The sequence below is a fragment of the Nesterenkonia lacusekhoensis genome (assembly GCF_017876395.1).
GTDB lineage: Bacteria > Actinomycetota > Actinomycetes > Actinomycetales > Micrococcaceae > Nesterenkonia > Nesterenkonia lacusekhoensis.
Genome location: NZ_JAGINX010000001.1, coordinates 2,568,400 through 2,592,640, shown reverse-complemented (window position 1 = coordinate 2,592,640; position 24,241 = coordinate 2,568,400). Strand labels below are relative to the sequence as shown.

Annotated in this window: 22 protein-coding genes; 10 read left to right on the top strand and 12 right to left on the bottom strand. The window is 68.2% G+C overall.

Going from position 1 to position 24,241, the window contains the following annotated elements; translation table 11 throughout:
• The 5 genes from JOF45_RS12310 to JOF45_RS12290 are packed head-to-tail and all read left to right on the top strand — an operon-like array spanning position 1 to position 5,168.
• Positions 1-1,083, top strand: a complete 1,083-nt coding sequence (locus JOF45_RS12310; protein WP_210050744.1) for a nucleoside hydrolase — start codon at positions 1-3, stop codon at positions 1,081-1,083.
• A complete protein-coding gene (locus JOF45_RS12305; protein ID WP_210050727.1) occupies positions 1,080-1,910 on the top strand; it encodes a histidine kinase in 831 nt (276 codons plus the stop codon). The genes JOF45_RS12310 and JOF45_RS12305 overlap by 4 nt, the downstream gene beginning before the upstream one ends.
• Complete coding sequence (locus tag JOF45_RS12300; protein WP_210050725.1) at positions 1,911-2,735, top strand: energy-coupling factor transporter transmembrane component T family protein; 825 nt, start codon at positions 1,911-1,913, stop codon at positions 2,733-2,735. It begins immediately after the preceding gene.
• Positions 2,728-4,386, top strand: a complete 1,659-nt coding sequence (locus JOF45_RS12295; protein WP_210050718.1) for an ATP-binding cassette domain-containing protein — start codon at positions 2,728-2,730, stop codon at positions 4,384-4,386. The genes JOF45_RS12300 and JOF45_RS12295 overlap by 8 nt, the downstream gene beginning before the upstream one ends.
• Entirely contained in the window at positions 4,386-5,168 is a 783-nt protein-coding gene (locus tag JOF45_RS12290) for a queuosine precursor transporter (protein ID WP_210050709.1), read from the top strand. The genes JOF45_RS12295 and JOF45_RS12290 overlap by 1 nt, the downstream gene beginning before the upstream one ends.
• 46 nt (positions 5,169-5,214) lie before the next feature.
• On the opposite strand, the gene JOF45_RS12285 is transcribed toward JOF45_RS12290, so the two are convergent.
• The 5 genes from JOF45_RS12285 to JOF45_RS12265 form a co-directional block, all read right to left on the bottom strand.
• Entirely contained in the window at positions 5,215-5,613 is a 399-nt protein-coding gene (locus tag JOF45_RS12285) for a hypothetical protein (protein ID WP_210050699.1), read from the bottom strand.
• Between the two features lie 104 nt (positions 5,614-5,717).
• The gene (locus JOF45_RS12280; RefSeq protein WP_210050696.1) at positions 5,718-6,371 is read right to left on the bottom strand and encodes a TetR/AcrR family transcriptional regulator; all 654 of its coding nucleotides are present in this window, start codon (positions 6,369-6,371) and stop codon (positions 5,718-5,720) included.
• A 7-nt stretch (positions 6,372-6,378) separates the two neighbouring features.
• Entirely contained in the window at positions 6,379-7,977 is a 1,599-nt protein-coding gene (locus JOF45_RS12275) for an MFS transporter (RefSeq protein ID WP_342591494.1), read from the bottom strand.
• Between the two features lie 115 nt (positions 7,978-8,092).
• Entirely contained in the window at positions 8,093-9,043 is a 951-nt protein-coding gene (locus JOF45_RS12270; RefSeq protein ID WP_210050695.1) for a Sir2 family NAD-dependent protein deacetylase, read from the bottom strand.
• On the bottom strand, positions 9,040-9,219 hold the full coding sequence (locus JOF45_RS12265; RefSeq protein ID WP_210051483.1) for a DUF3073 domain-containing protein: 180 nt from the start codon (positions 9,217-9,219) through the stop codon (positions 9,040-9,042). The genes JOF45_RS12270 and JOF45_RS12265 overlap by 4 nt, the downstream gene beginning before the upstream one ends.
• Positions 9,220-9,521: 302 nt before the next feature.
• On the opposite strand from JOF45_RS12265, the gene JOF45_RS12260 reads away from it, so the two are divergent.
• Both JOF45_RS12260 and JOF45_RS12255 read left to right on the top strand, forming a co-directional pair.
• The gene (locus tag JOF45_RS12260; RefSeq protein WP_210050693.1) at positions 9,522-10,460 is read left to right on the top strand and encodes a flagellar basal body-associated FliL family protein; all 939 of its coding nucleotides are present in this window, start codon (positions 9,522-9,524) and stop codon (positions 10,458-10,460) included.
• On the top strand, positions 10,457-11,044 hold the full coding sequence (locus JOF45_RS12255) for a methylated-DNA--[protein]-cysteine S-methyltransferase (RefSeq protein ID WP_210050685.1): 588 nt from the start codon (positions 10,457-10,459) through the stop codon (positions 11,042-11,044). The genes JOF45_RS12260 and JOF45_RS12255 overlap by 4 nt, the downstream gene beginning before the upstream one ends.
• Before the next feature lie 40 nt (positions 11,045-11,084).
• On the opposite strand, the gene clpB is transcribed toward JOF45_RS12255, so the two are convergent.
• The 5 genes from clpB to JOF45_RS13435 form a co-directional block, all read right to left on the bottom strand.
• Positions 11,085-13,703 carry an ATP-dependent chaperone ClpB gene (clpB, locus tag JOF45_RS12250; protein WP_210050684.1) on the bottom strand — a complete coding sequence of 873 codons (2,619 nt, stop codon included), beginning with the start codon at positions 13,701-13,703 and terminating at the stop codon, positions 11,085-11,087.
• 214 nt (positions 13,704-13,917) lie between these two features.
• A complete protein-coding gene (locus tag JOF45_RS12245; RefSeq protein WP_210050675.1) occupies positions 13,918-14,937 on the bottom strand; it encodes a CNNM domain-containing protein in 1,020 nt (339 codons plus the stop codon).
• Positions 14,934-16,304, bottom strand: coding sequence for a hemolysin family protein (locus JOF45_RS12240; RefSeq protein ID WP_210050672.1), 1,371 nt, complete (start codon positions 16,302-16,304; stop codon positions 14,934-14,936). The genes JOF45_RS12245 and JOF45_RS12240 overlap by 4 nt, the downstream gene beginning before the upstream one ends.
• Before the next feature lie 213 nt (positions 16,305-16,517).
• Positions 16,518-18,074 carry an MDR family MFS transporter gene (locus tag JOF45_RS12235; protein WP_245324230.1) on the bottom strand — a complete coding sequence of 519 codons (1,557 nt, stop codon included), beginning with the start codon at positions 18,072-18,074 and terminating at the stop codon, positions 16,518-16,520.
• A complete protein-coding gene (locus JOF45_RS13435) occupies positions 18,071-18,727 on the bottom strand; it encodes a TetR/AcrR family transcriptional regulator (protein ID WP_342591493.1) in 657 nt (218 codons plus the stop codon). The genes JOF45_RS12235 and JOF45_RS13435 overlap by 4 nt, the downstream gene beginning before the upstream one ends.
• 217 nt (positions 18,728-18,944) lie before the next feature.
• Here JOF45_RS13435 and JOF45_RS12225 point away from each other — a divergent pair, with 217 nt between their 5' ends.
• Positions 18,945-19,520, top strand: a complete 576-nt coding sequence (locus tag JOF45_RS12225) for a small multi-drug export protein (RefSeq protein WP_210050670.1) — start codon at positions 18,945-18,947, stop codon at positions 19,518-19,520.
• A 69-nt stretch (positions 19,521-19,589) separates the two neighbouring features.
• Here the strand turns inward: JOF45_RS12225 and JOF45_RS12220 are convergent, their stop codons facing one another.
• Entirely contained in the window at positions 19,590-20,849 is a 1,260-nt protein-coding gene (locus JOF45_RS12220) for a phage holin family protein (RefSeq protein ID WP_210050668.1), read from the bottom strand.
• 151 nt (positions 20,850-21,000) lie between these two features.
• Between JOF45_RS12220 and JOF45_RS12215 the strand changes: the two genes are divergently transcribed.
• Positions 21,001-22,092: an LLM class flavin-dependent oxidoreductase gene (locus tag JOF45_RS12215; RefSeq protein ID WP_245324229.1), complete on the top strand. Its 1,092-nt coding sequence runs from the start codon at positions 21,001-21,003 to the stop codon at positions 22,090-22,092.
• Between the two features lie 203 nt (positions 22,093-22,295).
• Here the strand turns inward: JOF45_RS12215 and JOF45_RS12210 are convergent, their stop codons facing one another.
• A complete protein-coding gene (locus JOF45_RS12210) occupies positions 22,296-23,189 on the bottom strand; it encodes an ArgP/LysG family DNA-binding transcriptional regulator (RefSeq protein WP_210050663.1) in 894 nt (297 codons plus the stop codon).
• A 177-nt stretch (positions 23,190-23,366) separates the two neighbouring features.
• Here JOF45_RS12210 and JOF45_RS12205 point away from each other — a divergent pair, with 177 nt between their 5' ends.
• Positions 23,367-24,143 (top strand): LysE/ArgO family amino acid transporter, encoded by a 777-nt coding sequence (locus tag JOF45_RS12205; RefSeq protein ID WP_210050660.1) that lies wholly within the window; start codon positions 23,367-23,369, stop codon positions 24,141-24,143.
• Positions 24,144-24,241 lie beyond the last annotated feature (98 nt).

Here is a 24,241-nt window from a genome sequence, read left to right as displayed (position 1 = left end):
ATGACATCCATTCCGCTGTTCCTGGACTGTGACCCAGGCATCGACGACGCCGTCGCGCTGGGCTATCTCCTCTGCCAACCCGATGTGACGATCACCGGCATCGCAGCCAGCGGCGGCAACGTCTCCACCGCACAGGTCGTCAAGAACACGCTGGGCTGGCTCGAGCTCGCCGGGCGCAGCGATCTGCCGGTGCACCGCGGCGCCGAGCACCCGCTGGCCGGAGCCAGCGAGTACGCCGAAGAGACCCATGGGGACACCGGTGCGGGCTACGCCCAGCTCCCCGACATCCAGCTCCCCACCTTCCCCGCTCCCGACGGCGGCGGCTCCCCTGGCAACCCCACCGACGGCCCTTCCGGCGGCCCCCACCTCGACGCCGCCCGGGCCTGGGTGGACGCGGCCCGGCAGCACCCGGGTGAGCTGATCGGCGTCGTGACCGGCCCGTGCACCAACCTGGCCCTGGCGCTGGAGCTGGAGCCCGAGCTGCCGCGGCTGATCCGCCGACTGTTCATCATGGGCGGTGCCTTCAACTATCGGGGCAACACCCGGCCCACCACCGAATGGAACATCACCTACGACCCGGAGGCCGCCCAGCAGGTGTTCGAAGCCTTCGGGGAGGCTGCGCAGCGTGAGAGCGCCCACCTGCCGGTGCTCGGCCCCATCGAAGCCACTGAGGCGGTGACCCTGACCCCGCAGCGCCTGGAGCAGATCACCTCCGCAGAGACCACCCCGGGCTGGAGCGCCTTCCTGGAACAGCTGGCCGAGGCGCTGCGCTTCTACTTCGAGTGCCACGAGGCGGACGGCCACGGTTACCTCGCCCATATCCACGACCCCTACGTGCTGGCCGCCGCAGTGGAGTGGGCGCGCAATTCGCCTGCCCGCCCGGAACCCGGCATAATCCCTTGGGCTGAGAGCGCCGTCGCGCCGGTCGGGGTCGAGCTGACCGGAACGCTGACCCGCGGCGAGACCGTCGCGGATTGGCTGGGCCGCTGGGACCTTCCCGCCAACGCCGAGATCGTCCGCAGCATCGACGCCGAGACCTTCCTCAGCCACCTGACCACATCACTGATGAGAGGACCACGATGACCTCCCCTGCCAGCGCCTCTGGGCAGGGGTCCGCCGCCATGGCCGCGGATCCCGGAGAATCCAAGACACCCGGCCCGCTGTGGGCCCACGCCCTGACGGCCGCCGGGGCAGCCGTCATCATCGCCACCTATCTGACGGTGCTGATGACCCAGCCGGCCACTCTGGGCCACGACCTCGGCCACACCACCCTCTGGGTGATGCTCGGCTATCTGGCCGGCGGCCTGCTGATCGCCGCCGGCACCCTCCCGCTGATCCCACGCACCATCCTGGCGGTCATGCCCGCCGCCATCGCCCTGAACATCGTGGTCGGGCAGATCGTCGGCACGATGACCCCGATCCCCCTCTATCTGGACTCGCTGGGCTCCGTGGTGGTCGGTGTGATCGCCGGACCCGCCGCCGGCGCACTGACCGCAGTGCTGACCAACGTCATCTGGGGTGTGACCATCAACCCCACAGTCATCGCCTTCACCGCAGGTGCCGCCTTCATCGGCGCGGCCGCCGGCTGGGCTGCACGGATCGGAGCGTTCCGCGCCGTCTGGTCCGCTCTGCTGACCGGACTGGTCGCCGGCATTCCGGCCGGCGCCCTGGGCGCCCCGGTGGCGGCCTTCGTCTTCGGCGGCGGGCTCGGCGTCGGGACCGGCGGTGTGGTGGCCACGATGCAGGCGGCAGGGCTGGAGATGCTCTATGCGACCACGCTGCAGAGCCTGCTCTCCGACACTGCGGACAAGGCCCTGATCTTCCTGCTGGCCCTGCTGGTGCTGCGCGCACTGCCGCTGCGCCTGCTGGGGCGACATCCCTTCACCCGGCATTCGCTGCCCGAACGCTGAATGCTCCGCCCGAACGGGCTGCATCCTGCCACCGAACTGGTCCTGCTGCTCTGCGGACTTCTGGTGGTCTTCGGGATCCCCTCTCCCCTGGTTCCGGCCGCTGTGCTGCTCTGCGCCGCGGCCTGCGCCGTGCTGTCCTCCGCAGTGAGCCTCAGACGCTGGCTGCTGACCGTGGCAGTGCTGGCCGGGCCCATGCTGATCATGGTCGGCCTGATCCAGGGGCTCTTCTATCCGGGGCAGGAGGTGACTGTGCTCTGGAGCGCCGGCCCGGCGGCAGTCACCGCGGAAGGTTTGACCGTCGCCCTGCAGCTGTGGCTGCGGGTCGCCGCGGTCATCGCCGTCTGTGCGCTCTTCGGTTTCAGCTCCGACTCCGCGCGGGTCTTCGACGCCATGACGCGGCTGCGCCTGCCCCTGAGCATCGCCTACGTCTGCTCGGCGGCGATGAGCCTGATCCCGCTGCTGCGGCACCGCACCGCCGATGCGTTGGCGTCCCGCTCGGCCCGCGGATGGGACGTCACGCGGCTCTGCGTTCGGCTGCGACTGCTGCCCGGAATCCTGGGCGGGCTGTTCACCTCAGTGCTGGTGCAGCTGGATCAGCGTCACGACACCCTCACCCAGCGGGGCTTCGGGCGCTGCCCCCGGCCCGCCCCGCTGCAGGACCATCACGACGCCGGCGCCCAACAGCTGCTGCGCTGGGCCGCTGCGGCGCTCAGCGTCGGTCTGGTCGCGGCGTCGGTGACTGGTGTGCTGGTGCTGCCCGGCGCCGGAGACCTGCTGGGGCTCCTGGGGATCGAGCTGCGGACAGGAGGTGGTTCCGGTGAGTGATCACACAGCTGAGCCGGTCCTGGAGCTGACCGGGGCCGGTTTCCATCACCGGGGTGCCAGATCTGCCGCGCTCTCCGGTGTGGATCTGCGCATCGCCCCCGGGCAGATGGTCTCCGTACTGGGCGCCCAGGGATCTGGAACCTCCACGCTCTGTCGGCTGGCGGCAGGACTGCTGGAGGACCGCGGCAGGGTCAGCGGCACCCGTACTGCGGCGGCTGGGTCCGGCGTCGTGATGTTGGGCGATGATCCGGAGGCCCAGCAGACCGGGATGACCAGCTATGTCCGTGATGAGCTGCGGCTTCCCGGACGGCTCCGAGGGCGCGAATCCCACTCTGAGCCCGGTGCCGGAACAGGGGCCTGCGATCATGCGGCGGAAGCGGCACTGGCTGATCTCGGCGGCGCGCATCTGCTGGACCGGCGGTTGGATTCGCTCTCCGGCGGGGAGCGGCAGATCGTCGCCCTGGCCGGGCTGCTCGGACTGCGCCCTGCCCTGCTGGTGCTGGATCAGCCCGGACTCTCCTTGGACGCCGCCGCACGAACACGCCTGCTGCACGGGCTGCGGCAGTACTGCGCCGAGGGTGGGGCGGTGCTGATCGCCGGGCATCAGGAGGATGAGCTCAGCGCGGCCTGCGAGCGCAGAGCCTTCCTGCGGGAGGGGCAGCTGGTGGAGCTCCCCGCTGGCGAGGCCTCCTCAGCAGATGACGGAACTCTGGAGGAGTTCGGCGTCTGGTCCAGCCTGCCAGGACAGACTCAGGCCCAGCCGATGAGTTCGAGCCCAGGGCAAGCCCGCGACGCCGGGCTCGGTTCCCGCGGATCAGACGCATCGGAGGTCGCCGAGTCAGCCGGGCCAGCCGGGTCAGCTGGGCCAGCTGAGGCCGCCGGGCAGGCTGCTCCTTCAGCGGTGGATGCTGTCCGCCCTGTGCTCACCGTGGAGGAGCTCAGCGTCTCCCGCGGCGGGACCCCGACCCTCGAAGACTTCCGCCTGAGCCTCGCCCCGGCTGAGATCGTGACGCTGGAAGGGGCCAACGGGTCGGGGAAATCCACGCTGTTGCGTGCCCTGGCGGGCCTCCTGGGCCGCGATGCTGATGTCAGCGGACGGATCTGCAGCGCAGAGCTCGCACTCGACGAACTGCCGGCCCACCGGCGCGCGGGCACGCTGGCGTGGGTGGGGCAGGATCCGAGCGCCCAGCTCTCGGCCTCCACCGTCCGCGCCGAACTGGAACGTTCTGTGCCGCTGCCGCGTCACCGGCGTCGGGACCGCGCGGCGGTCCGGGCCGCACGCGACGGCGTCGTCACGGAGCTGCTGCACCGGACCGGGCTGTCGGAGGCGGCCCAGTCTCACCCCTATGACCTGTCACCTGCCCGGCAGAAGGACCTGGTGATCGCCACGGCGCTGCTGCTGCGTCCGCAGGTCCTGCTGCTGGATGAGCCCACGCTGGGCCGCGACCATCCCGGCATGCAGCGGCTGACCGGGCTGCTGCGCGACGTCGCCGCCGCCGGGGCGGCCGTGCTGACCACCACCCACGACCTGGCCTGGGCCGAGCAGGTCGCCCAGCGGCGCGTTCGTCTGGACTCGACGCACGACCACAGCTCGACGCACCGCCCCCGCACGACCGCTGAGACTGACCCTCCCGAGCCGAAAGGACCCTGATGACCTCCTCTGAAGCCCACTCCTCCGAGCCCCGCTCTTCTGAGACGAGATCCTCCGAGCCCCGATCCCTCGAAGGCCGCAGGGCCTCGTTCGCGCATCCGGGCAGCCAGTACTACGCCGTGCTGGTGGCCCTGCTGACCGCCTTCTACCTGATCTCCAACATCGCCGCCACCAAACAGATGGACTTCGGTGGCTGGGTGGTCGACGGCGGAGTCTTCCTCTTCCCGCTGACCTACCTGCTCGGTGGAATCATCTCCGAGGTCTACGGCTTCCGGGCGGCCATGCGCGCAGTGCTGGTGGGCTTCGGAGTGATGGTGATCGGCGCGGCGGTCTTCGGTCTGGTCACCGCCTCGCCCGCCCTGGGTGACACGGAGAATCAGGAGGCCTTCGAGGTGCTCTTCGGCTGGGACGGGATCTACCTCCGGATCCTGGTGGCCTCATTGGCCGGCTTCCTGGTGGGGCAGCTGATGAACAGCCTGGTGATCGTCCGGGTGAAGCGGCGGTTCGGCGAATCCAATCTGTGGGCACGCATCATGTCCTCCTCCGTGTTCGGGCAGAGCCTGGACACAGCGATCTTCGGCATCATCGCCTTCAGCACCGTCCCCACAGTCCTGAACGTGATCCCCGGCGTCGATCTCTTCCCACTGATGAGCTGGGCCGAGTTCGGCAGCTACGTGGTGCTCGGCGTGGTCTACAAATGCCTGGTGGAGTTCATCCTGTTCCCTGTGACCTTCACCGTGGTGCGCGTGCTGAAGCGCCGGGAGCCCAGCTACCGGAGCTGAGGCGGGCGGCCGGGATTCCTGCTTCCCGATCTCAGGTATCCGGGGATCAGCCGCGCGCCCGGCCCGATCCCCGCCGAGCGAAGGCCAGCATCCTCTGGGCGCGCTCTTCACGTGCGCGCCGCTTCTGCGCCTGTCGATCGTAGAAGCCCTGCTCTCTGAGGTCGTGGTACTTCACGTAGATCGCCATAGCGAAGGGGATCAGGAAGACCGTGAAAGCCACGTGCGCAACGAAGAAGAACGTCGATGCGCCGCCCTCAGGCGGGTAGAAGCTCATCGAGTTGTAGAAGAAGATCAGAAAGGTCACGATCGACCACCCGATGTGGAACTTCGCCCGTGCCGGCGTCTTGACGACGTCGCCGAAGAACCAGCGCTCAGCGCGCGACCGGCCGAAGAGCAGCTCAGACTCCTCCGCGGTGCTCCGCGCGCGGTCGGTCTTCTCAGGCATCAGCACTCCTGGTCGGGGCCACATTCCTACCCTATCGAGGGAGCGCGCTGCTGTGCACAGGATCAGCCGCCGCAGGTGAACGGCCGGCGTCGAGGTCAGTCGCCTCAGGCCATCCGGGTCATCTCGCGGAGCAGCCGATCGTGCAGAGCCGGGTCCAGGCCCTCACTGTCCAGCGCCTCATAGAGCCAGAGGCCGTCAGCGGCCAGACGGGCGAGGAAGGCCCGCACCGCCTCGGCGTCGTACTCGCTGCCGGCGTCGTGACCTGCTGCGGATCCGGCGCCGGGTGCCTCTCCACTCTGCTCTTCTCCAGGCTGCTCTTCCCCGCTCTGCCCCTGACCGCTCTGCGCTTCCGCCCCGGACTCGTCCCGGCGGGCCTGCGGCACCGGCGGCGCCCAACGGTTGTGCACCACCTGCCAGATCGCATCGGCGGCCTCGTGCTCGCTGGCCTCCAGCATGAGCAGCAGCTCCGCACGGGCCGGGGTCTCATGCAGGCGGGCGTAGGCGCGGAACCGGGAATCGGCGTCGACCTCTGCCGCCGGTCCGCCGGCGTCGGCCTCCATGGCTGCCTCCCACTGGCCGGCCACATGCTCATGCAGGGCCAGCAGCAGGGCCTTACGCGAGGGGAAGTGATAGAGCAGCCCGCCCTTGGTCACCCCGGCCTCCTGGGCCACCGATTCATAGGTCAGCGCGGTGACGCCGTCGCGTTGGACCACCCGGCTGCCGGCTTCGAGGATCAGAGTTCGCTTGGACTGTCGCATGAGGACCTCAGTGGTTGTCGGGGTAGGCCTGGGACTGGGTGCCAGGAGTGTAGCGGCGCAGGATCCAGGAGACGCCGACCGCCCCCAGCGCCGTGACGAGCGCGACGGCGATCAGCACCACCAGATATGCGTCTTCGAAGGCCGCCGAGGCCGCTGCTGTCACTGCCTCGTTCCCGGAGGACAGCGCCCCGGAGGGAGAGGCGGAGGACCACTCCCCCGCGCCCTCGGGCAGGATCAGCATGCGGGTGTAGACCATGGTCAGCAGGCCGCCCAGCAGGGCCACACCCAGCAGGTTGCCGAACTCATAGGAGACCTCCTCCGTGGAGGCGGCCATCCCGGCCCGGTGCGGCGGCACGTTGCCCATGATCGCGGTGGAGGCCACCGAGACCGCACCACCCATGCCCGCACCCATGACAACCAGGGACACGGCCAGGCCGGGCAGCGAATCCGCCAGGGCGGCCAGCACAGCGCAGGTGGCGCCCACTGCGGCTACGCCCATGCCGCCTCCGATGAGCAGCAGCAGGCCCAGACGGTGCAGCAGCGCACCGCCCAGCAGGGTGAAGGGCACGGACCCGATGGCGACGGCGGTCACCAGCAGTCCGGCCTGCAGCGGCGTGAAGCCCTCCATCAGCTGGAAGCGCTGTGTGATCACCAGCTGCACCCCCGCGGTCAGGAAAGTGGTCAGACCCGCACCGATGAATCCGCCGGAGAAGCCGGCGTTGCGGAACATCGCGAAGTCCACCAGGGGCTCCGTGGTCCGGGACAGGCGCAGCTGACGCCGGGTGAACAGGGTCAGCACGACGACGGCGACCACCGTGGAGACCACGGCCAGCGTCCAGTCCAGTGGGGCCTGAGCCCAGGTCTTGATGGCCAGGACGGCGGCGGCCAGGCCCACCAGTGCCTGGGCCGAGGAGACGGCGTCCCACCGGCGGGCCGGATCGGCCAGATTCACCGGACCCAGCGCAGCCATCAGCACGGAGGCGAGCAGCACGATGGGCACGTTGACCAGGAACACTGCGCCCCACCAGAAGAACTCCAGCAGCGTGCCCGAGACGATGGGGCCCAACGCCATCCCCAGGGTGAAGGTGCCTGCCCAGACGGCGATGGCGACGTTGCGTTCGCGCTCCTGCCGGAAGGTGATGCGGATCAGCGCCAGCGTGGCCGGAAGCATCAGCGCCCCACCCACGGCCAGCAGTCCGCGGGCACCGATCAGCGAGGCCGGGGCCGTGGAGAAGGCGGCCCAGGTGGAGGCGACGCCGAAGATGACCAGGCCGACCTGGAAGACCCGCTTATGCCCGAACCGGTCCCCCAGAGCGCCTGATCCGGGCAGCAGTCCCGCCATGAAGAGCGGATAGATGTTGAGGATCCACAGCTGCTGGGAGGCGCTGGCGTCCAGGTCGGAGGTCAGCACCGGCAGCGCGGTGTAGAGGATGGTCATGTCCAGCGAGATCATCAGCAGCCCGGTGGAGACCAGAGCAAGCACCGCCCAGCGTCGGCCGCGGCTGAGCTCCGGGGTGCGGCGGAGGCGAGGGTCGGCGTCAGACGCGCTGACCACGGGCATCTGACCGGACAGTGGTCCGCTGGGGTACTCCGAGAAGCTGCTCACAGGGTCAAACTATACCTTTTGTCAGGCTGTCCCATCGGGGCCCCGCTCCAGGGGCGTCCGCCCCTCCAAAGAGCCGATCACAGGGAGAGATATCCCTGGACAGGGGACACCCATCTCAGCAGGAGAGCAGCTGCTCCAGCTCCTCCAGAGCCGGGGTGATCCGCGTGCGCCAGCGCCACTGGGCCTTGGCATCGGCGCGGGAGGGACCGCCGTTGATCACCGCCACGGGCTTGCCGGCACGGTGCATGGTCAGTGCGATCTTGAATCCGCTCATCACGGCCATGGAGCTGCCCACCACCAGCAGGGCGGAGGCCTGATCGGTCAGCCGATCCACGGCGGCCTTGCGCTCGGCCGGGACGTTCTCACCGAAGTAGACCACGTCAGGTTTGAGCTTCTGGGATCCGCAGACCCGGCAGGAGACCATCACAAACTCCTGGACCCAGGAGTCGGCCAGGGTGACGTCGCCGTCGGGGTTGATGTTCTCCGCGGCCTGCCAAGCGGCCTCGGCGTAACCGGGATTGGCCTCTTCCAGCCGAACATCCAGGCTGGGGCGGTGCTCGGAGTTGCCGCAGACCAGGCAGACCACAGTGTCCAGGTCCCCGTGCAGAGTGACGATGTCCTCGGCAGTGCCAGGGTTCAGGGCCTCAGCCGCCTGTCGGTGCAGACCATCCACGTTCTGGGTGACCAGTCCGGTCAGCATCCCCCGGGACTGCCACTGAGCCAGCAGCTCATGCGATCGGTTGGGCGCTGTGCCGTGCATCTGGCGCCACCCCACAAAGCTGCGCGCCCAATAGCGGTGGCGCGCGGCGGCGTCGTGTTGGAACTCCTGATAGGTCATCGGCCGGTGCCGATGCAGCGAGCCCTGCGGGCCGCGGTAGTCGGGGATCCCCGAATCGGTGGAGACGCCGGCTCCCGTCACACACAGAACATCGCCCTCATGGAGGAGGGAGAGGATTCCGCTGCGGGCCTTCTCAGGATCCTGCGGCGGGACCGTCTCCGTCACCACTCGGGCGATGGACCGCAGAGCCGCCTGGTGTGCGCGCTCGGCAGAGGTAGGGAGGTTCAACGACCGTAGGGGTCGTAGTCGTCGTCGTAGTCGTCCGACTCCTGGGCGCCATCAGTGTTCTCACCACGCGCCTCTGCCAGCTCCCGCTCGAGAGCCGACAGATCGGTGTTCGGGGTGAAGTACTTGATTTCCCGCGCCTGCTTGGTTGCTTTCGCCTTTTGACGGCCGCGCCCCATGAGCGAGACCCCCTCTGTCATCTCTAGGTCCGCGCGATGCCGGGCAGGGTTCATCGCGGGAGGAACTGTACTGTCTAGTGTTTCGTGCTAACAAGGCTATCAGCATTCTCATTCCCCGTTCCACGACGCCACGGGGCTCCCCGGAGAATGTCTCCGGGGCCCGCACCGATCCCACCGGGACCCTTGCGAATCTCACCTGAAACTCCGGAACGATCCAGCTCAACCCCCGCAGACTGCGACCGGTGATGCGACTACCATAGGAGAGCAGCACCAGCGGGAGCCTCGGGAGGAACAGGACCACCATGACGCAGCCCGGAGGGCCAGACCGCCGCGACGACGCCGAGAAGCAGACTCCGCTCGACGGCACAGCCCACGACAGGACTGATCAGAACAGAACTAAGGAGACCGGCACCCAGTCCCCCGACGACGCCGACTCGCGTACGGAGCCGCCTGAGGAGACTGAGTCCCTCGGCGAGGGCTCCGAGAGCCGCGCCGAAGATCCCGAGGCCGCCGATGCGTCCGCCGCTGAGGAGGATTCGGACGAGCCTGAGACGCCCGACGCCGAGACCTCCGACACAGCTGCATCTGACACCGGCACCGGCTCCTCCCGCCGGAGCCGCCGCGAGGCCGCCGGGGACGTACCCGCTGAACGGCTGAGCGCTGTGCCGTTCGTCCTGGCCGCGGTGCTGGTGATCGTGCTGACCGGCGGCGCCCTCTGGTGGTTCCTGGGCCGGGAGGATGAGGAAGAGCCGGTGGAGCAGACCCGCGCAGAGGAGGCCACCAACGGCATCATCCTCGCCCAAGCCCCGCCGGAGGAATGGGCGGCCGGCGACTGCCTGCGTGACTTCGATCCCGAGGACGATCTCTCCCCGGCGACCATCATCTCCTGCGACTGGGACTATGACGCCCAGCTCATCCACTGGGAGGACCTGGACGGAGACGAGCACCCCGGCGAGGACGCCGTGCGGGAACAGGCCATGGCCCTCTGCGACGCCGCCCAGCAGGAGGTGCTGGACCAGGAGGCCACAGCTGGCTACCACCCGCTCGAAGGCGTGGTGGTGCACCCGGATCAGAGCACCTGGGAGGATGACCGTCGGGTCAACTGCCTGCTCCAGCGCGCAGACGGCGAACAGATGAACGGCAACTTCGTGCAGGACCCTGAGGAGGACTCCTCCGCAGAGACCGACGATGAGGACGGCGGCGGCGAGACCGACGTCGAAGAGACTGAGGAGACCGAATGAGCGACGCCGACTTCCTGCCCGAGCTGCGCTGGTCGACTGCCTCCCTGGGCGACGACTTGGGATCCATGGTGGTGATCCACTCCCCGGAGGATGAGACCATCCGCGCGGCCGGACTGGCCCGCCCGCAGGGCCAGGAGCCGGAGGTCGCCGCCATCGGGAGGCTGCTGGAACACATGATGGAGCGGCTGGAGACCACCGCCCCGCAGACCGCGGCCCGAGAGATGAACCCGCTGCCCACTGACCGGGGCGCCGTGGCCGAGGCGGTGCTCGCCTACAGCGAGGGCGAGCCCACCGCCTTCGACCGGATCGCTGTGGAGCAGCCGGGCTCGGCCTACCGCCAGGACGTCTGGGCAGCCATGCGCGAGGTCCCCGCCGGGGAGACCGTCTCCTACGCCGAGCTGGCCCAGATGGCAGGCCGACCGCAGGCCCATCGGGCTGCGGCCAGCGCCTGCGCGAACAACCTGGTCGCCTTCGCCGTGCCCTGCCACCGGGTCATCCGGTCCGACGGCGGGCTGGGCGGCTATGGCTTCGGCGGGGTGGGCACCAAGCGCAGCCTGCTGGCCCGCGAGGGTGTACACCTCTGAGGCCGGCAGACTGCGTCGGGGCTTCCCGCAGCGGAGGCCCCTATTTGCGGACCACGGACAACCCGTGCGCCGAATCCTCCTCGAGGGAGAGGTCGGCACGGTCCACCAGGACGGTGTCCCCGTCCTCGACCTGACCGGACAGCAGCAGCTTGGCCAGCTGATCGCCGATCTCGCGCTGGACCAGCCGCCGCAGCGGACGAGCGCCATAGGCCGGGTCGTAGCCGGTGAAGCCCAACCATTCCTTGGCTGCGTCGGTGACCTCCAGCGTGAGCCGGCGGGAGGCCATACGCTCCTGCAGAGAGCTGATCTGCAGATCCACGATCGAGGTCAGCTGCTCCATGGACAGCGGATCGAACATCACGATGTCATCCAGCCGGTTCAGGAACTCCGGCTTGAACGAGGCGTTGACCACGCTCATGACCTTCTCACGCCGAGCGCTCTCCTCCTCGGACTGGTCCACCAGGAACTGGCTGCCCAGGTTGGAGGTCAGGATCAGCACCACGTTCCGGAAGTCCACAGTGCGGCCCTGCCCATCGGTGAGCCGGCCATCGTCGAGGACCTGCAGGAGGATGTCGAAGACCTCGGGATGGGCCTTCTCCACCTCGTCCAGCAGCACCACGGAGTAGGGACGACGCCGCACAGCCTCGGTCAGCTGCCCGCCCTCGTCGAAGCCCACGTAGCCCGGAGGCGCACCGACCAGTCGAGCCACGGAGTGCTTCTCCGAGTACTCGGACATGTCGATGCGGACCATGGAGCGCTCGTCGTCGAAGAGGAACTCCGCGAGCGCCTTGGCCAGCTCCGTCTTGCCCACACCGGTCGGTCCCAGGAACAGGAAGCTGCCGGTGGGACGGTCCGGATCAGCCACGCCGGTGCGGGCACGGCGGACGGCGTCGGAGACCGACTGCACGGCCTGGTGCTGTCCGATGAGCCGAGAGCCCAGCAGCTCCTCCATCTGGAGCAGCTTCTCGGTCTCGCCGGCCATCAGCCGCCCGGCGGGGATGCCGGTCCAGGCCGAGATGACCTCGGCGATGGCATCGGAATCCACCTTCTCGGGAACCATGCGCTCAGGTGCGTCACTGTCGGAGACCGGGGCCGCCTCAGCGGCCTCCGCCGCGGCGAGCTCCTTCTCCAGCTCAGGGATCTCCCCGTAGAGCAGGCGTGAGGCCTCAGCGAAGTCACCGTCGCGCTGAGCCTTCTCCGCCTGGGACTTCAGCTCATCGCGGGTGGCACGCAGCTCGCCGGCTCGGTTATGGGCACCCTTCTCGGTCTCCCACCGGGCCTCGAGCTCACCGAGCTGTTCCTTCTTATTGGCCAGCTCCTCCTGCAGCGCGGCCAGGCGCTCGCGGGAGGCGGGGTCCTCCTCCTTGGTGAGCCACTGACGCTCGACCTCCAGGCGCTGGACGGCGCGGCGCAGCTCATCGATCTCCACCGGGTCCGAGTCGATCTCCATCTTCAGCCGGGAGGCGGCCTCATCGATCAGGTCGATGGCCTTGTCCGGCAGCTGACGACTGGTGATGTAGCGGTCGGAGAGGCTGGCGGCGGAGACCAGGGCGGCGTCGGAGATCTCGACGCCGTGGTGGGCCTCGTACTTCTCCTTGATGCCGCGCAGGATGGCCACCGCGTCCTCCACGGAGGGCTCCCCCACGTAGACCTGCTGGAAACGGCGCTCCAGGGCGGCGTCGGACTCGATGTTCTCGCGGTACTCGTCCAGGGTGGTGGCACCGATGAGCCGCAGCTCGCCGCGGGCGAGCATGGGCTTGAGCATGTTGCCCGCGTCCATGGCACCCTCGGAGCCGCCGCCGGCGCCGACCACAGTGTGGATCTCGTCGATGAAGCTGATGATCTGCCCGTCGGCGGACTTGATCTCATCCAGGACGGCCTTGAGCCGCTCCTCGAACTCACCGCGGTACTTGGAGCCGGCGACCATCGCACCCAAGTCCAGCGAGATCAGCGTCTTGCCCTTGAGCGCATCCGGGACATCCCCCTGCTCGATGCGCTGGGCCAGACCTTCGACCACGGCCGTCTTGCCCACGCCCGGTTCACCGATGAGCACCGGGTTGTTCTTGGTGCGGCGGGAGAGGACCTGGACCACGCGGCGGATCTCGGCGTCGCGGCCGATGACCGGGTCCAGCTTGCCATCCTTGGCGAGCTGGGTCAGGTCCGTGCCGAACTTGCCCAGAGCATCGAAAGTGCCCTCCGGGTCAGGCGTGTTGACCTTACGGTCCCCGCGGATGCCCGGCAGCGCGGCCTTCAGCGCCTCGAGCGTGGCCTCGTTCTCGGAGAGTGCGCGGCCTGCAGGGCCCCGGTCGGCGGCTACGCCGAGCAGCAGGTGCTCGGTGGAGACGAAGTCATCGCCGAACTGATCGGCCTCTGCCTGGGCGGCCTGGATCGCAGTGAGCCCGGCCTGGGAGAACTGCGGCGTGGAGACCGAGTCCCCGCTGGTCGAGGGCAGGGACCTGATCGCCGCGGAGGCGCGGGTGGAGACGGCGTCGGGATCTGCGCCGGCGGCCTTGAGCAGCGCGACGGCCACCGATTCCCGCTGGTCCATCAGCGCCTTGAGGAGGTGGGCAGGCTCGATCTGCGGATTGCCCGCAGTGTTGGCGTTCATCGCGGCCGCAGAGACGGCCTCCTGAGACTTGGTGGTGAGTTTGACGTCCATATCGCTCCTCCCGTGATGGCGGTGGATCAGCCTCCACCTGAAAAGTTGAGTCGCTAATACTCAACTTTAGTGGAGGAGAAGTTATTCCGGGAGGGGTGCGGAGTACCGGATGTGGCCAGAGACGCAGATCGCCCCGGGCTCTTCCCGGAGATCGGCTCATCACGCCTGATCTCAGGAGAAGCCCGGGGCGATCCGGGAGACAAGACTGCTCACCTCAGAGCTGGCGCTCCACGGTGGGCCAGACCTGATTGAGCACATCGGACCAGGTGATCACGCCCAATGCGCGCCCTTCGCTCTGGACCACGGCGAGCTGCTCGCCGTTCTCACGCATCGTCTGGAAGGTGTCGTAGACCGATTCTCCGGAGTCCACCACCAGCGGCGTGCGCGCCATCTCCGCCGCCGGACTCTCCGCCGGCGCTCGGAGGGTGTCGCGGATGTGGATCACCGCAGGGATCCCGCCGTCGGGCGCAGCCATCAGGATCCGCAGGTGCCCGCTGGTCTGTGCCGCCCGCTGCACCTGCGCCACTGTGGAGCCTGCCGGGACCTCAGTGGGGCGCGAACTGCGGGTGGCCAGCACGTCATCCACGGTGAGCTTCTCCAGACCGATGATGCTGGAGATCTGACTGCCGGAGGCCTCATCCAGGACACCGACCTGCGTGGAATGCTCCACGAGCCCGCCGATGGTCTCAGCGTCGTACCCGGCGGCCGCGGCACGGTCCACCGGCTCCACACCGGTGGCGGCCACGAGCCGGTTGGCCATCCCGTTGATCCACATCAGCAGGGGCCGGAAAGCCCGGATGAACGCCCGCGCCGGCAGCGCCACCATCCGTGCGGAGAGCTCGGGATGAGCGATGGCCCAGGACTTCGGCGCCATCTCCCCGACCACCAGGTGCAGGAAGGTCACGCCCACCAGTGCGACGCCGAAGGCTGTGGCATCAGCCAGCCAGGTCGGCAGGTTCCAGGCCGCCAGAACCGGCATCAGCGCATAGTGGACCGCAGGCTTGGTCACCGCACCCAACGCGAAGGTGCAGGCAGTGATGCCCAGCTGGGCACCGGCGAGCATGACCGTCAGCTCGTTGAGGCTGCGCAGCGCCGCCCGCGAGGTGGCCTTGGTCTCGGCAGAGTCCTCCAGCCGGTGCCGCCGGGCAGCCAGCAGCGAGAACTCGATGATCACGAAGAACGCGGAGAGGACGATGATCCCCGCAGTCACCAGGACTGTCAGCAGCGGACTCATGCCGCATCACCCTCTTCCGAATGCTCCTCGATCAGCCTGATCTCGATCCTCGAGGGAACGTTGCGCTCCACGCTGAGCACGTGGATCTCCGCGGCCCGCCGCACCGGATCCTCCACGAAGTCGGCCGGGTCCGGCGGCAGCTCGACCTGCATGATCCGACCCTCTTCCAGCAGTCCGCCCTCCTGGGCGATCAGCAGTCCGGATACGGTCTCGTAGTCGCCGTCGGGCAGCTGGTGACCCAGGCGTCGCTCCACCTCGTCCAGGTGGATGTCCGCCTCGGCCTCCCAGCGCCCCGGGCCGAGCTCACGGATCTGCTCATCGCTTCCGTCGTCGTGCTCATCGGTGATCTCTCCGAGGATCTCCTCGGCGAGGTCCTCCACGGTGATCACCCCGACGAAGCCGCCGTACTCATCGATCACACAGCCCATCTGCGCCTTGGTCTCAGCCAGGCGCCGCACGGCATCCGGCAGAGGCATCAGCGTGGGCAGGATGATCGGCTCACGCATCAGCGCCGAGACCGTCTCCTGGTCGCTCAGCTGTGTACCCAGCAGGTCGATCAGATGCACGACGCCGACCGGCTGGTCATCCTCATCGATCACCGGATAGCGGGTGTGCTCAGTGGCCATGAGCTCGCGGACCTCGCCGACCGTGGTGCGCGGCTGCACCGTCCCCGCCCGAGACCGCGGGATCATGGCGTGCTCCACGTCGTGGTCGGGGAAGTCCAGCACCCGGTCGAGGACCAGGTAGAGCTCCTCGGGCAGCTCGCCGGCCTCGCGGGAGGAGGAGACGATGTGCTCCAGGTCAGCGGCGGTGGCGCTGGAGTCGACGTCGTGCACCGGCTCGATCCGCAGCAGCCGCAGCAGCGCATTGGCTGAGAGGTCGAAGAAGGAGATGAGCCAGCCGAAGACCGTCAGATAGATGCGGGTCGAGGCCGCCAGTCCCTTGGCGAGCGGGACGGGATTGGCGATGGCGTAGTTCTTGGGGAACAGCTCACCGAAGATCATCTGCACCACTGTGGAGACTGCCAGCACGCCCACAGTGGTGACAGCGATGCTCGCCGCGGCCGGGATGCCGGTGACGCCCAGCAGAGTGCCCAATGACCGTCCGATCAGCGGTTCGGCCACATAGCCGACCAACAGGCCCGTGACGGTGATGCCCAGCTGCGCGCCGGAGAGCATGAAGGAGGTCCGCTCGGTGACCTTCAGCGCCCGCGCGGCCGCGGAGTCTCCCGCCTCGGCCTGGGCACGGAGCCGGTTCCGGTCCACCGACATGTACGCGAACTCCTGGGCCACGAAGTAGCCGTTGATCGCGATGATCACAAGCACCACCACGATGCCCAGAAGCAGGGTGAGGACAGCGGCGATCATCGATGCCGCTCCCAGGGTGGGAGAACCTCGTGGGTTCCGGTCAGAACATTCACACAGCAGAGTGCATACCGATGGGGCATGCGTTGATCAGAGTCCACTGATGTGGAGGCACCTCCTGGGCCGTCGATTCATGTGGCTTATATAGTACTCAGCCCAGATGTACGGGAGAAGAGGGCGGGTGGACTGCCGGGGCGTCCCGCTGGAGCCGCAGCGTCAGTGTTCCAGTGAGGTCTCCAGGGGCTTCTCCTCCACGAACAGCAGCAGCACAGTGCTGACCAGCACCAGGGGCGCCATCCAGAGGAACAGCGGGACCAGGGCGTCGTTGTAGCCCTCGATCACCACACTGTGCAGCGAGGCCGGCAGCTCCCCCACGGCCTCCGGGGTCAGCGAGCTCGGGTCCAGGTCGGTCTCCTGGACGGCTCCGGCGGGCAGCCTCTCCGCCAGCAGGCTTCCCAGCCGCGAGGCGAAGAGCGCACCCACCACGGCCGAACCCAGCGTGGCCCCGACCTGTCGGAAGTAGTTCTGGCCCGCCGTCGCCGTTCCCACCAGCTTCTGGGAGAAGGAGTTCTGGGCCACCAGCGTCAGCAGCTGCATGGTGCAGCCCAGGCCCAGCCCCATGATGCCCATGTAGAGGCATTCGAGGACCACCGGTGTATCTGCATGCAGCGTGGAGAGCAGCACCAGGCTCAGCGCCGTCAGCAGGCTGCCGACCACCATGATCCGCTTATAGCGCCCGGTCTTGGCGGTGCGCCGCCCCATCGTGATGGAGGTGGTGAGCATCATGCCCATCATCGGGATCATCAGCAGCCCCGCCACGGCCGGACTGTAGCCGGTGACCATCTGGAGGTAGGTGGGCATATAGCTCAGCGCCCCGAACATCGCCACACCGGTGATCAACCCGGCGAACATGGTCAGCAGGAAGTTCCGGTTGCGGAAGAGCAGCAGCGGCATCACCGGCTCCTGCGCACGCCACTCCACGACGACGAACAGCACAGCGGCGACGACGGCGACGCCGATCAGCCCCAGGATCAGCGGAGAGGTCCAGGCGTACTCCACCCCACCCCATGTGGAGAGCAGCACCACGGACGAGGTGGCTGCGGCCAGCAGCATCATGCCGGTCACGTCGATCCGGCCGTTGCCGCCGCGGCTGCGAGTGGGCAGCCGCAGCAACAGCAGCACCATGATCAGCGCCAGCAGACCGAGCGGAACGTTCATCCAGAGGGTCCAGCGCCAGCCGGGCCCTGCGGTCAGCCAGCCGCCGAGCAGCGGGCCCGCTACCGAGGAGAAGGCGAAGACTCCGCCCATGGCACCCATGTAGCGGCCGCGCTCACGGGCGGGCACGACGTCGGCGATCGTCGCCTGAGAGAGCAGGATGAGGCCACCGCCGCCCAGCCCTTGGACCACACGGGCAGCGATGAGCTGATTCATCTCCTGAGCGGCTCCGCCGGCGGCCGAGCCGATGATGAACAGCGTGATCGCCACGATGAACAGCGGCTTGCGGCCATACATGTCTCCGAGCTTGCCGTAGATCGGCATCGTGATCGTCGAAGTCATGATGAAGGCAGTGATCACCCAGGCCATATGTTCGACGCCGCTGAGCTCACCCACGATGGTCGGCAGGGCGGTGGCCAGCACAGTCTGCCCCAGCGAGGCCATGAGCATGGCCATGACCAATGCGGAGAAGATGAGCTTCAGGCGCCGACCGTCCGGCTCCCCCTCCGGGGAAACCATCGGCGTCGAACCCGTGACGGGTTGGGTCTCGGCACTCATCTGGCCTGTTCCTCTCCGAAGGAACCGCTGGCCAGGATGGCGGTGCGGAATTGTGCGATGGACCCCTCCAGAAAGTCCTCCACAGCCGCGCCGCGGTCCGCAGCGGCCTGCGGCTCCCCCTCGAAGTATTGGGTGAAGGAGTGTTTGATGATGACCCCGGAAAGCATGAGGAGCACCTCTTGGGAGGCGGGGTCACCGGCATCCTCCCGGCGCGCGGCGGCCTCCTGCATGGCCTCGCGGACCAGCTCCTCCACCTTGGTGATCAGCTGGCCCAGCCGCCCGCGCAGACTGGGGTGCTGGGCGACGATCTCGCGGCGTCGCACTGCCGTCTCCTCGGTCAGTGCTGTGCGCAGCACGGAGACGAAGGCATGGACCGTGCGGGTGAGCTCGTCCTCCTCCGAGGTGGTCAGCCGCTCCACCACAGTCTCGTCCAACCACGGCAGGCGGGTGCCCAGGATGGCGTCCTCCTTGGTGGGGAAATAGTTGAAGAAGGTGCGCCGGGAGATTCCGGCCTGTGCCGCCACGGCCTCCACTGTGGCCGCCCCGAGGCCCTCGTCCCGCGCGAAGGTATGGGCCGCCTCATAGATGGCGTTCCACGTGTCTCGTTGATTGCGTTCGCGTTGGGTCAGAACATCGGGAGAATTTTCTTGCACTCGTGCATTTTATGCACTCGCGCCGATTCTGCACAAGTGCATTTTTTGGGATCTCGGCCACATGCGGCACCTCAGACGGGGCCGCGGGCCGGGTGTGGCAACCGGGGCGTCGCGGGCGGGAGCTCGCTGGCCGGCCGGAGCGTCGACGCCCGAGATCATCCCGAGAATCCCCCGTCAGGGGGAGGACGCCGCGCCCCTCCTCCGAAAGAATGAGGACATGATCGAATCACTGCCTGCACTGACCGACTCGCTGACCGTGCTCGCCTCCACCGGCCCCACCCAGGAGGACCTCCTGGGTGACACCTGGATCGGCTCCATGCGCGACTGGGCTGATGCGCTGGGCGCAGCCGTGCAGTGGCTGGGCGTGATCGCCATCGGCGCGATCCCGCTCCTGGAGGCCTACGGTGCCGGACTGGTGGGCGTACTGATCGAGATGCCCTTCTTCCTGGCCGTGCTGCTGGGGGCCATCGGCAACTTCCTCTGCGTGGCCGTACTGGTCTTCGCCGCCCACGGGACCCGCAGCGCAGTGACCGCACGGCAGGAGCCCAAGCCGAGGACCCCGCGTCAGCAGAAGCGCAGGGAGAAGGCCAAGCGCACCTTCGACCGCTTCGGCGTTCCGGGTGTGGCCCTGCTGGGACCGCTGGCGCTGCCCAGCCAGTTCACCGCTCCCCTGATGGTCTCCTTCGGTGCCAACCGCAATGCGGTGCTGCTCTGGATGTTCGTCTCCATCGTGGTATGGGCCGTCATCGGCGCCTTCCTCGGCATCGCGATCATCAACCTGGCAGCCCAATAGTCACCACCGACGCCGCCAGCGCGGCAGGCGCGGCCAGCGCGACATCACTGCTCTGCGGCACAGCTGAGCTCAGCGCTGCGCCTCGTCGCGCGGGTAGCGCTGGGCCTCACGGGAGCCCTGGGTCAGGTTCTTCAGGTCGGCGTCGTCGTCGAAATTGGACCCGATGGCGCCGGCCACAACCCCCATCGAGGCCGAGAGCCATGCGATGTCTATGTAGTTGAGGAAGGCCGCGTCCTCTCCGATCTCCTGAGTCATGAATTCGGGATCGATCAGCAGCAGCGCCATGCCCAGGATGCCCAGGAACAGCAGCAGGTAGAGCGCGGAGACACTCACCAGCAGGCTGGTGATGGTGGACGCGTTGTACATGAACGCCTCCTTCTTGCCGCCGACCCCGCTGGAGCGGTCCCACAGGCGGTTGGCAAGAATCAGCCAGACCACCACCAGTGCTATGGCGATGAGGGAGACCACCACCAGGCGCCACCCGGGCAGGAAGGTGGCCATCTCCCAGATAGTGCTGAAGAAGACGCCGAAGGCACCGGTGGCCGCCGCCGCGGAGAACATCCCGGAGAGCTTGGGCATCGACATGAAGGGCTCGTTGGAGGCCACCATGCCCAGGGTCAGCCAGAGGCGGCCGGGGAACAGCGGATTCGTCGTGGAGTAGACGGTCTCCGGATCATCCCCGCTGCCCTCCTGCCCCGCGGTGCCGCTCTGCCCGCGGTCCCGCTGCTCGAAGACCCGGTCCGTGGCGCGCTTCTCGCGGGCTTCCTGGGCGGAGTCGTAGACCAGCGCGTCCACCGCGCGGCGCAGCTCGCGGCGCAGGCAGTGGCGCAGCCGGATGGGTCCCAGCGTAGGCAGGGAGATCACGGCCAGTCCGTCGCGGAAGTGCAGCTCGGTGCGTTTGACGCGGCGGCCGGCCATCCGCGGAACCTCGGTGATGACCACGGAGATGTCGGCGTCGTCATCGCGTGCCCAACCCTGCACAGCCTCGAGGTCCACAGTGGAGTCCTCGCGCAGCGGGATGAGCACCTGCTTATGCACAAGCTCCGCGCCCCGGCTCCAGCCTTCGCCCTGATCCTCCAGGAGTCGGCGCACCCACAAGGATGTCCGCCCGGGGTCCGAGTAGAGGACGATGGTGAACTCTTCGGCGTCGTCGCTGCGCCTGTCCGGCTCGCCCGTGCGTCGGCCGGAATCGCTGCTGTCCTCGACCTCCTGCTGCCCCTGGTTGGCGTTGCTCTCCTCGCGGGGGGATCGACTGGGCTGGCCTTCCTGCCCCGAGGGACCGTCCTGATTCGGATCCTGTCGACTCCAATGATCCCGCTCGTCACCCATGCCACTCCTCCATCACGTCTTCAACCCTCTACCCCAGAATAGACACGGGGCTGGGGATCAGCTAAAAATCTCCGCAGATTCCGAGGACACCCCCACCAGCTTGTTTCAGATTTGAAGGAATGATGCGGAGCGGTGCGAGGTTATGACCACCATGACGACCTCGCACCCCGCTTCCATCAGCACCGAGCGCCACGCCGAGCAGTTCGAGTTCGGCCTCCACACCTTCGGCGACGTCACCAGCACACCCGACGGCGAGCGCCAGCTCTCCCAGCCGGAGGTGCTCCGCAACGTCCTGGCCGAGGCCACACTGGCCGATGCCTCCGGCCTCGATGTGATCGGCATCGGCGAGCACCACCGGCCCGACTATGCGATCTCAGCACCCGACGTCGTGCTCTCCGCCGTGGGGGCCGCCACTGAGCGGATCAAGCTGATCTCTGCGGTGACCGTGCTCTCCTCTGACGACCCGGTGCGGGTCTACCAGCGGTTCGCCACCATCGATGGGCTGACCGGCGGCCGCGCCGAGGTCTCGCTGGGCCGCGGTTCCTTCATCGAGTCCTACCCGCTGTTCGGCTACGACCTCTCCGACTACGAGACCCTCTTCGAGGAGAAGGTGGACCTGTTCACCAAGCTGCGCGCCGAGAGCCCGGTGACCTGGTCCGGCAGCACCCGCGCCGGGCTGAAGAACCAGCGGATCTACCCCACCACAGACCACGACGCCGGCCTGCCCACCTGGGTGGCCGTGGGCGGGACCCCCAATTCAGTGATCCGTGCGGCCCGGCACGGGCTGGGCCTGGAGCTGGCGATCATCGGCGGCGCCCCGCAGCGGTTCGCCCCGCTGGTGGAGCTGTACCACCGGGCACTGGCCGAGTTCGGCGTCGAGGGCGAGCGCCGCGTGGCCTCCCACTCCCACGGATTCGTGGCTGAGACCGACGAGCGCGCCGAGGAGCTCTTCTACCCCTCCTGGGCCGAGTCGATGCACCAGATCGGCAAGGAGCGCGGCTGGGGCAACAGCTACCCCAGCCGGGAACAGTTCCAGCAGGAGATCGCTCAGGGCGCGCTGTTCGTGGGATCCCCGGAGACGGTGGCCAAGAAGATCGTGGAGACGCAGAAGTCCCTGGGGATCTCCCGGTTCGGCCTGAAGTACGGCAACGGCTCGCTCGCGCATGAGCACATGATGGAGGCCATCGAGCTCTACGGCACCCGGGTCAAGCCCCTGGTGCTGGACATGCTCTCCGAGTCCTGAGACCGGTTGCCTGGCGGTCACACCAACCCGTCGCCCGGCCCATCGCCCGACCCGACCCCCACCCGACCATTTGTTTGGGCGAAGAAGGTGTCTCTGAGCGGCTTTTCGACGCTGAGACGGCCCATCTTCGCCCAATCAACTGAGGAGTGGGGGTAAGGAGTGAGCGCGAGGGGTGGGCCAGCGCGAGGGGTGGAATCGATCCCTCAACGCATACGAGCCGCGGCGCGCCCCACCGCTGCCGTGAGTCGGTCAAGGGCCGGGGTCGTGGTGGTCCAGTGCTGCCAGTGCAGCGCTGACTCCTCCGGGCCGATCTCCTCGATGACCTGCAGATCCGCATGAGTCCCCTCCATGACTCCGGCGGGCATCATCCCCTCGGGGATCATGCCCCAGCCCAGCCCGTACCCGACGGCGGCGTTATAGGCCTCCACCGAAGGGATCAGGTGGGTGACCCGAGGGCTGTCCACGCCCACCCGGTGCAGGGCGGTGCGCTGGAGCGAGTCGCGGATCGAGTAGTCCACCACCGGGACCGCCTGCCAGTTCAGGGCGCCGGCTTCATCGCGATGCCGGTCCAGCAGCTCCACGCTGGCCACCGGCCAGTAGCGCATGGTCCCCAGCGGCAGGGAGCGACAGCCGGAGACCGGCGTCGGATGCTCGGCGACGGCGGCCACCACAGTTCCGTTCCGCAGCAGCTCGTGGGTGTGCTCCTGGTCCTCCGGATACAGGTGCAGCTCGACGTCGTCCCAGGTGGCCGCCTCCTGCAGCACGCGGATGAACCAGGAGTAGAGGGAGTCGGCGTTGACCGCCACCGAGAGCGTGGTGGTAGGCATGTAGTTCTTCGAGGAGCCGCGGAATCCCAGACTGCGGCGAGCCTCGTCCTCCAGCAGCACCATCTGCCGGGCCGTACGCAGCAGGTCCTCGCCGGCCGGGGTGGTGTGCACCGGGACCGTGCGGGTCACCAGCACCTGGCCGACCTCCTTCTCCAGGGCCTTGATGCGCTGGGAGAAAGCCGAGCCTGAGATGCGCAGCAGCGCCGCGGCGGCCTCGAAGGTGCCCTCGTCCACTGCCGTGACGAAGGCCCGCAGATGATCTGTGTTCATGTCGAACCTCCCTGGTCACGCTGAACAACGTCCCGACGCCGCACCCTCTCCCGAGGCCGCACCGTTCCTGACGCCCTCCGGCACCTCTGCCACATTCTAGCCCTGCTGAAGCAAGACTTCAGATGTTGAAGGATCATGCGATGGATTTCATCGCGGCCTCACCGAAGAATGGAGGCCATGACCGTTCTGCTCACCGGACTCCTGACCTGCCTGGCCCTGATCGTCGCCATCGGCCCGCAGAGTGTCTGGCTCCTGCGCCAGGGCCTGCGCCGCGACCGCGTGATGCTCGCCATCGGCTGCTGCCTGGTGGGCGATCTGCTGCTGATCGGGCTGGGTGTGGCCGGCGTCGGCGTCGTGCTGGACCACGCTCCCTGGCTGCTCGACGTGATCCGGTGGCTCGGCGTGGCCTACCTGCTGTGGTTCGCCGCAGGCTCCTTCCGCAGCGCCTTCCGTCCGCGCCAGGACCTGAACCTGACCGGCCAGAGTGCCGCTGAGCAGGCCGGCGCCCCCACCACGCAGCCGCTGCGGACAGTGCACGTGGAGATGGACTCTGGGGAGACGGACTCGCGGCAGGCGCCCGACGCCGACTCTGCCACTGGGGCCCACGCCGACTCCCGGTCGGCCACCGGCACGCTGGAGGCCGTACGCGTCACCAAGGTCTCCTCCGTCACCTCCGTCGCAGCCACCGGACTGAGCGTCTCCGTGCTGAACCCGCACGCCTGGGTGGACACGATGGTGGTGCTGGGCACGATGGCCAACACCTTCGGCGACGAACGCTGGCTGTTCGGTGCCGGCGCAGTGCTGGCCTCCGCCACATGGTTCGCGGTGCTGGGCCTGGGCGCGGCCGGACTCTCCCGGTTCCTCACCAGCGCACGGACCTGGACGATCATCGATCTCTCCGTGGGCGTGACCATGGTGGCCGTGGCCGGACTGCTCGCCGTCGGCGGCTTCTGATCACACACCCTTCGGAATGTGCTGAATCCTCACTCGATACTGTGCTGAATTGACATCACCGTACGTGCTGAATTGTCACTGGCGATCTTGGGAGGCGA

Coding starts and splice junctions, on each gene's coding strand:
- JOF45_RS12220 (WP_210050668.1), bottom strand. CDS start 20,849: ATGGGTGACGAGCGGGATCATTGGAGTCGACAGGATCCGAATCAGGAC.
- JOF45_RS12265 (WP_210051483.1), bottom strand. CDS start 9,219: ATGGGGCGCGGCCGTCAAAAGGCGAAAGCAACCAAGCAGGCGCGGGAA.
- JOF45_RS12285 (WP_210050699.1), bottom strand. CDS start 5,613: ATGCCTGAGAAGACCGACCGCGCGCGGAGCACCGCGGAGGAGTCTGAG.
- JOF45_RS12305 (WP_210050727.1), top strand. CDS start 1,080: ATGACCTCCCCTGCCAGCGCCTCTGGGCAGGGGTCCGCCGCCATGGCC.
- JOF45_RS12205 (WP_210050660.1), top strand. CDS start 23,367: ATGACCGTTCTGCTCACCGGACTCCTGACCTGCCTGGCCCTGATCGTC.
- JOF45_RS12300 (WP_210050725.1), top strand. CDS start 1,911: ATGCTCCGCCCGAACGGGCTGCATCCTGCCACCGAACTGGTCCTGCTG.
- clpB (WP_210050684.1), bottom strand. CDS start 13,703: ATGGACGTCAAACTCACCACCAAGTCTCAGGAGGCCGTCTCTGCGGCC.
- JOF45_RS12290 (WP_210050709.1), top strand. CDS start 4,386: ATGACCTCCTCTGAAGCCCACTCCTCCGAGCCCCGCTCTTCTGAGACG.
- JOF45_RS12225 (WP_210050670.1), top strand. CDS start 18,945: ATGATCGAATCACTGCCTGCACTGACCGACTCGCTGACCGTGCTCGCC.
- JOF45_RS12255 (WP_210050685.1), top strand. CDS start 10,457: ATGAGCGACGCCGACTTCCTGCCCGAGCTGCGCTGGTCGACTGCCTCC.
- JOF45_RS12235 (WP_245324230.1), bottom strand. CDS start 18,074: ATGAGTGCCGAGACCCAACCCGTCACGGGTTCGACGCCGATGGTTTCC.
- JOF45_RS12210 (WP_210050663.1), bottom strand. CDS start 23,189: ATGAACACAGATCATCTGCGGGCCTTCGTCACGGCAGTGGACGAGGGC.
- JOF45_RS12240 (WP_210050672.1), bottom strand. CDS start 16,304: ATGATCGCCGCTGTCCTCACCCTGCTTCTGGGCATCGTGGTGGTGCTT.
- JOF45_RS12260 (WP_210050693.1), top strand. CDS start 9,522: ATGACGCAGCCCGGAGGGCCAGACCGCCGCGACGACGCCGAGAAGCAG.
- JOF45_RS12215 (WP_245324229.1), top strand. CDS start 21,001: ATGACGACCTCGCACCCCGCTTCCATCAGCACCGAGCGCCACGCCGAG.
- JOF45_RS12310 (WP_210050744.1), top strand. CDS start 1: ATGACATCCATTCCGCTGTTCCTGGACTGTGACCCAGGCATCGACGAC.
- JOF45_RS12280 (WP_210050696.1), bottom strand. CDS start 6,371: ATGCGACAGTCCAAGCGAACTCTGATCCTCGAAGCCGGCAGCCGGGTG.
- JOF45_RS12245 (WP_210050675.1), bottom strand. CDS start 14,937: ATGAGTCCGCTGCTGACAGTCCTGGTGACTGCGGGGATCATCGTCCTC.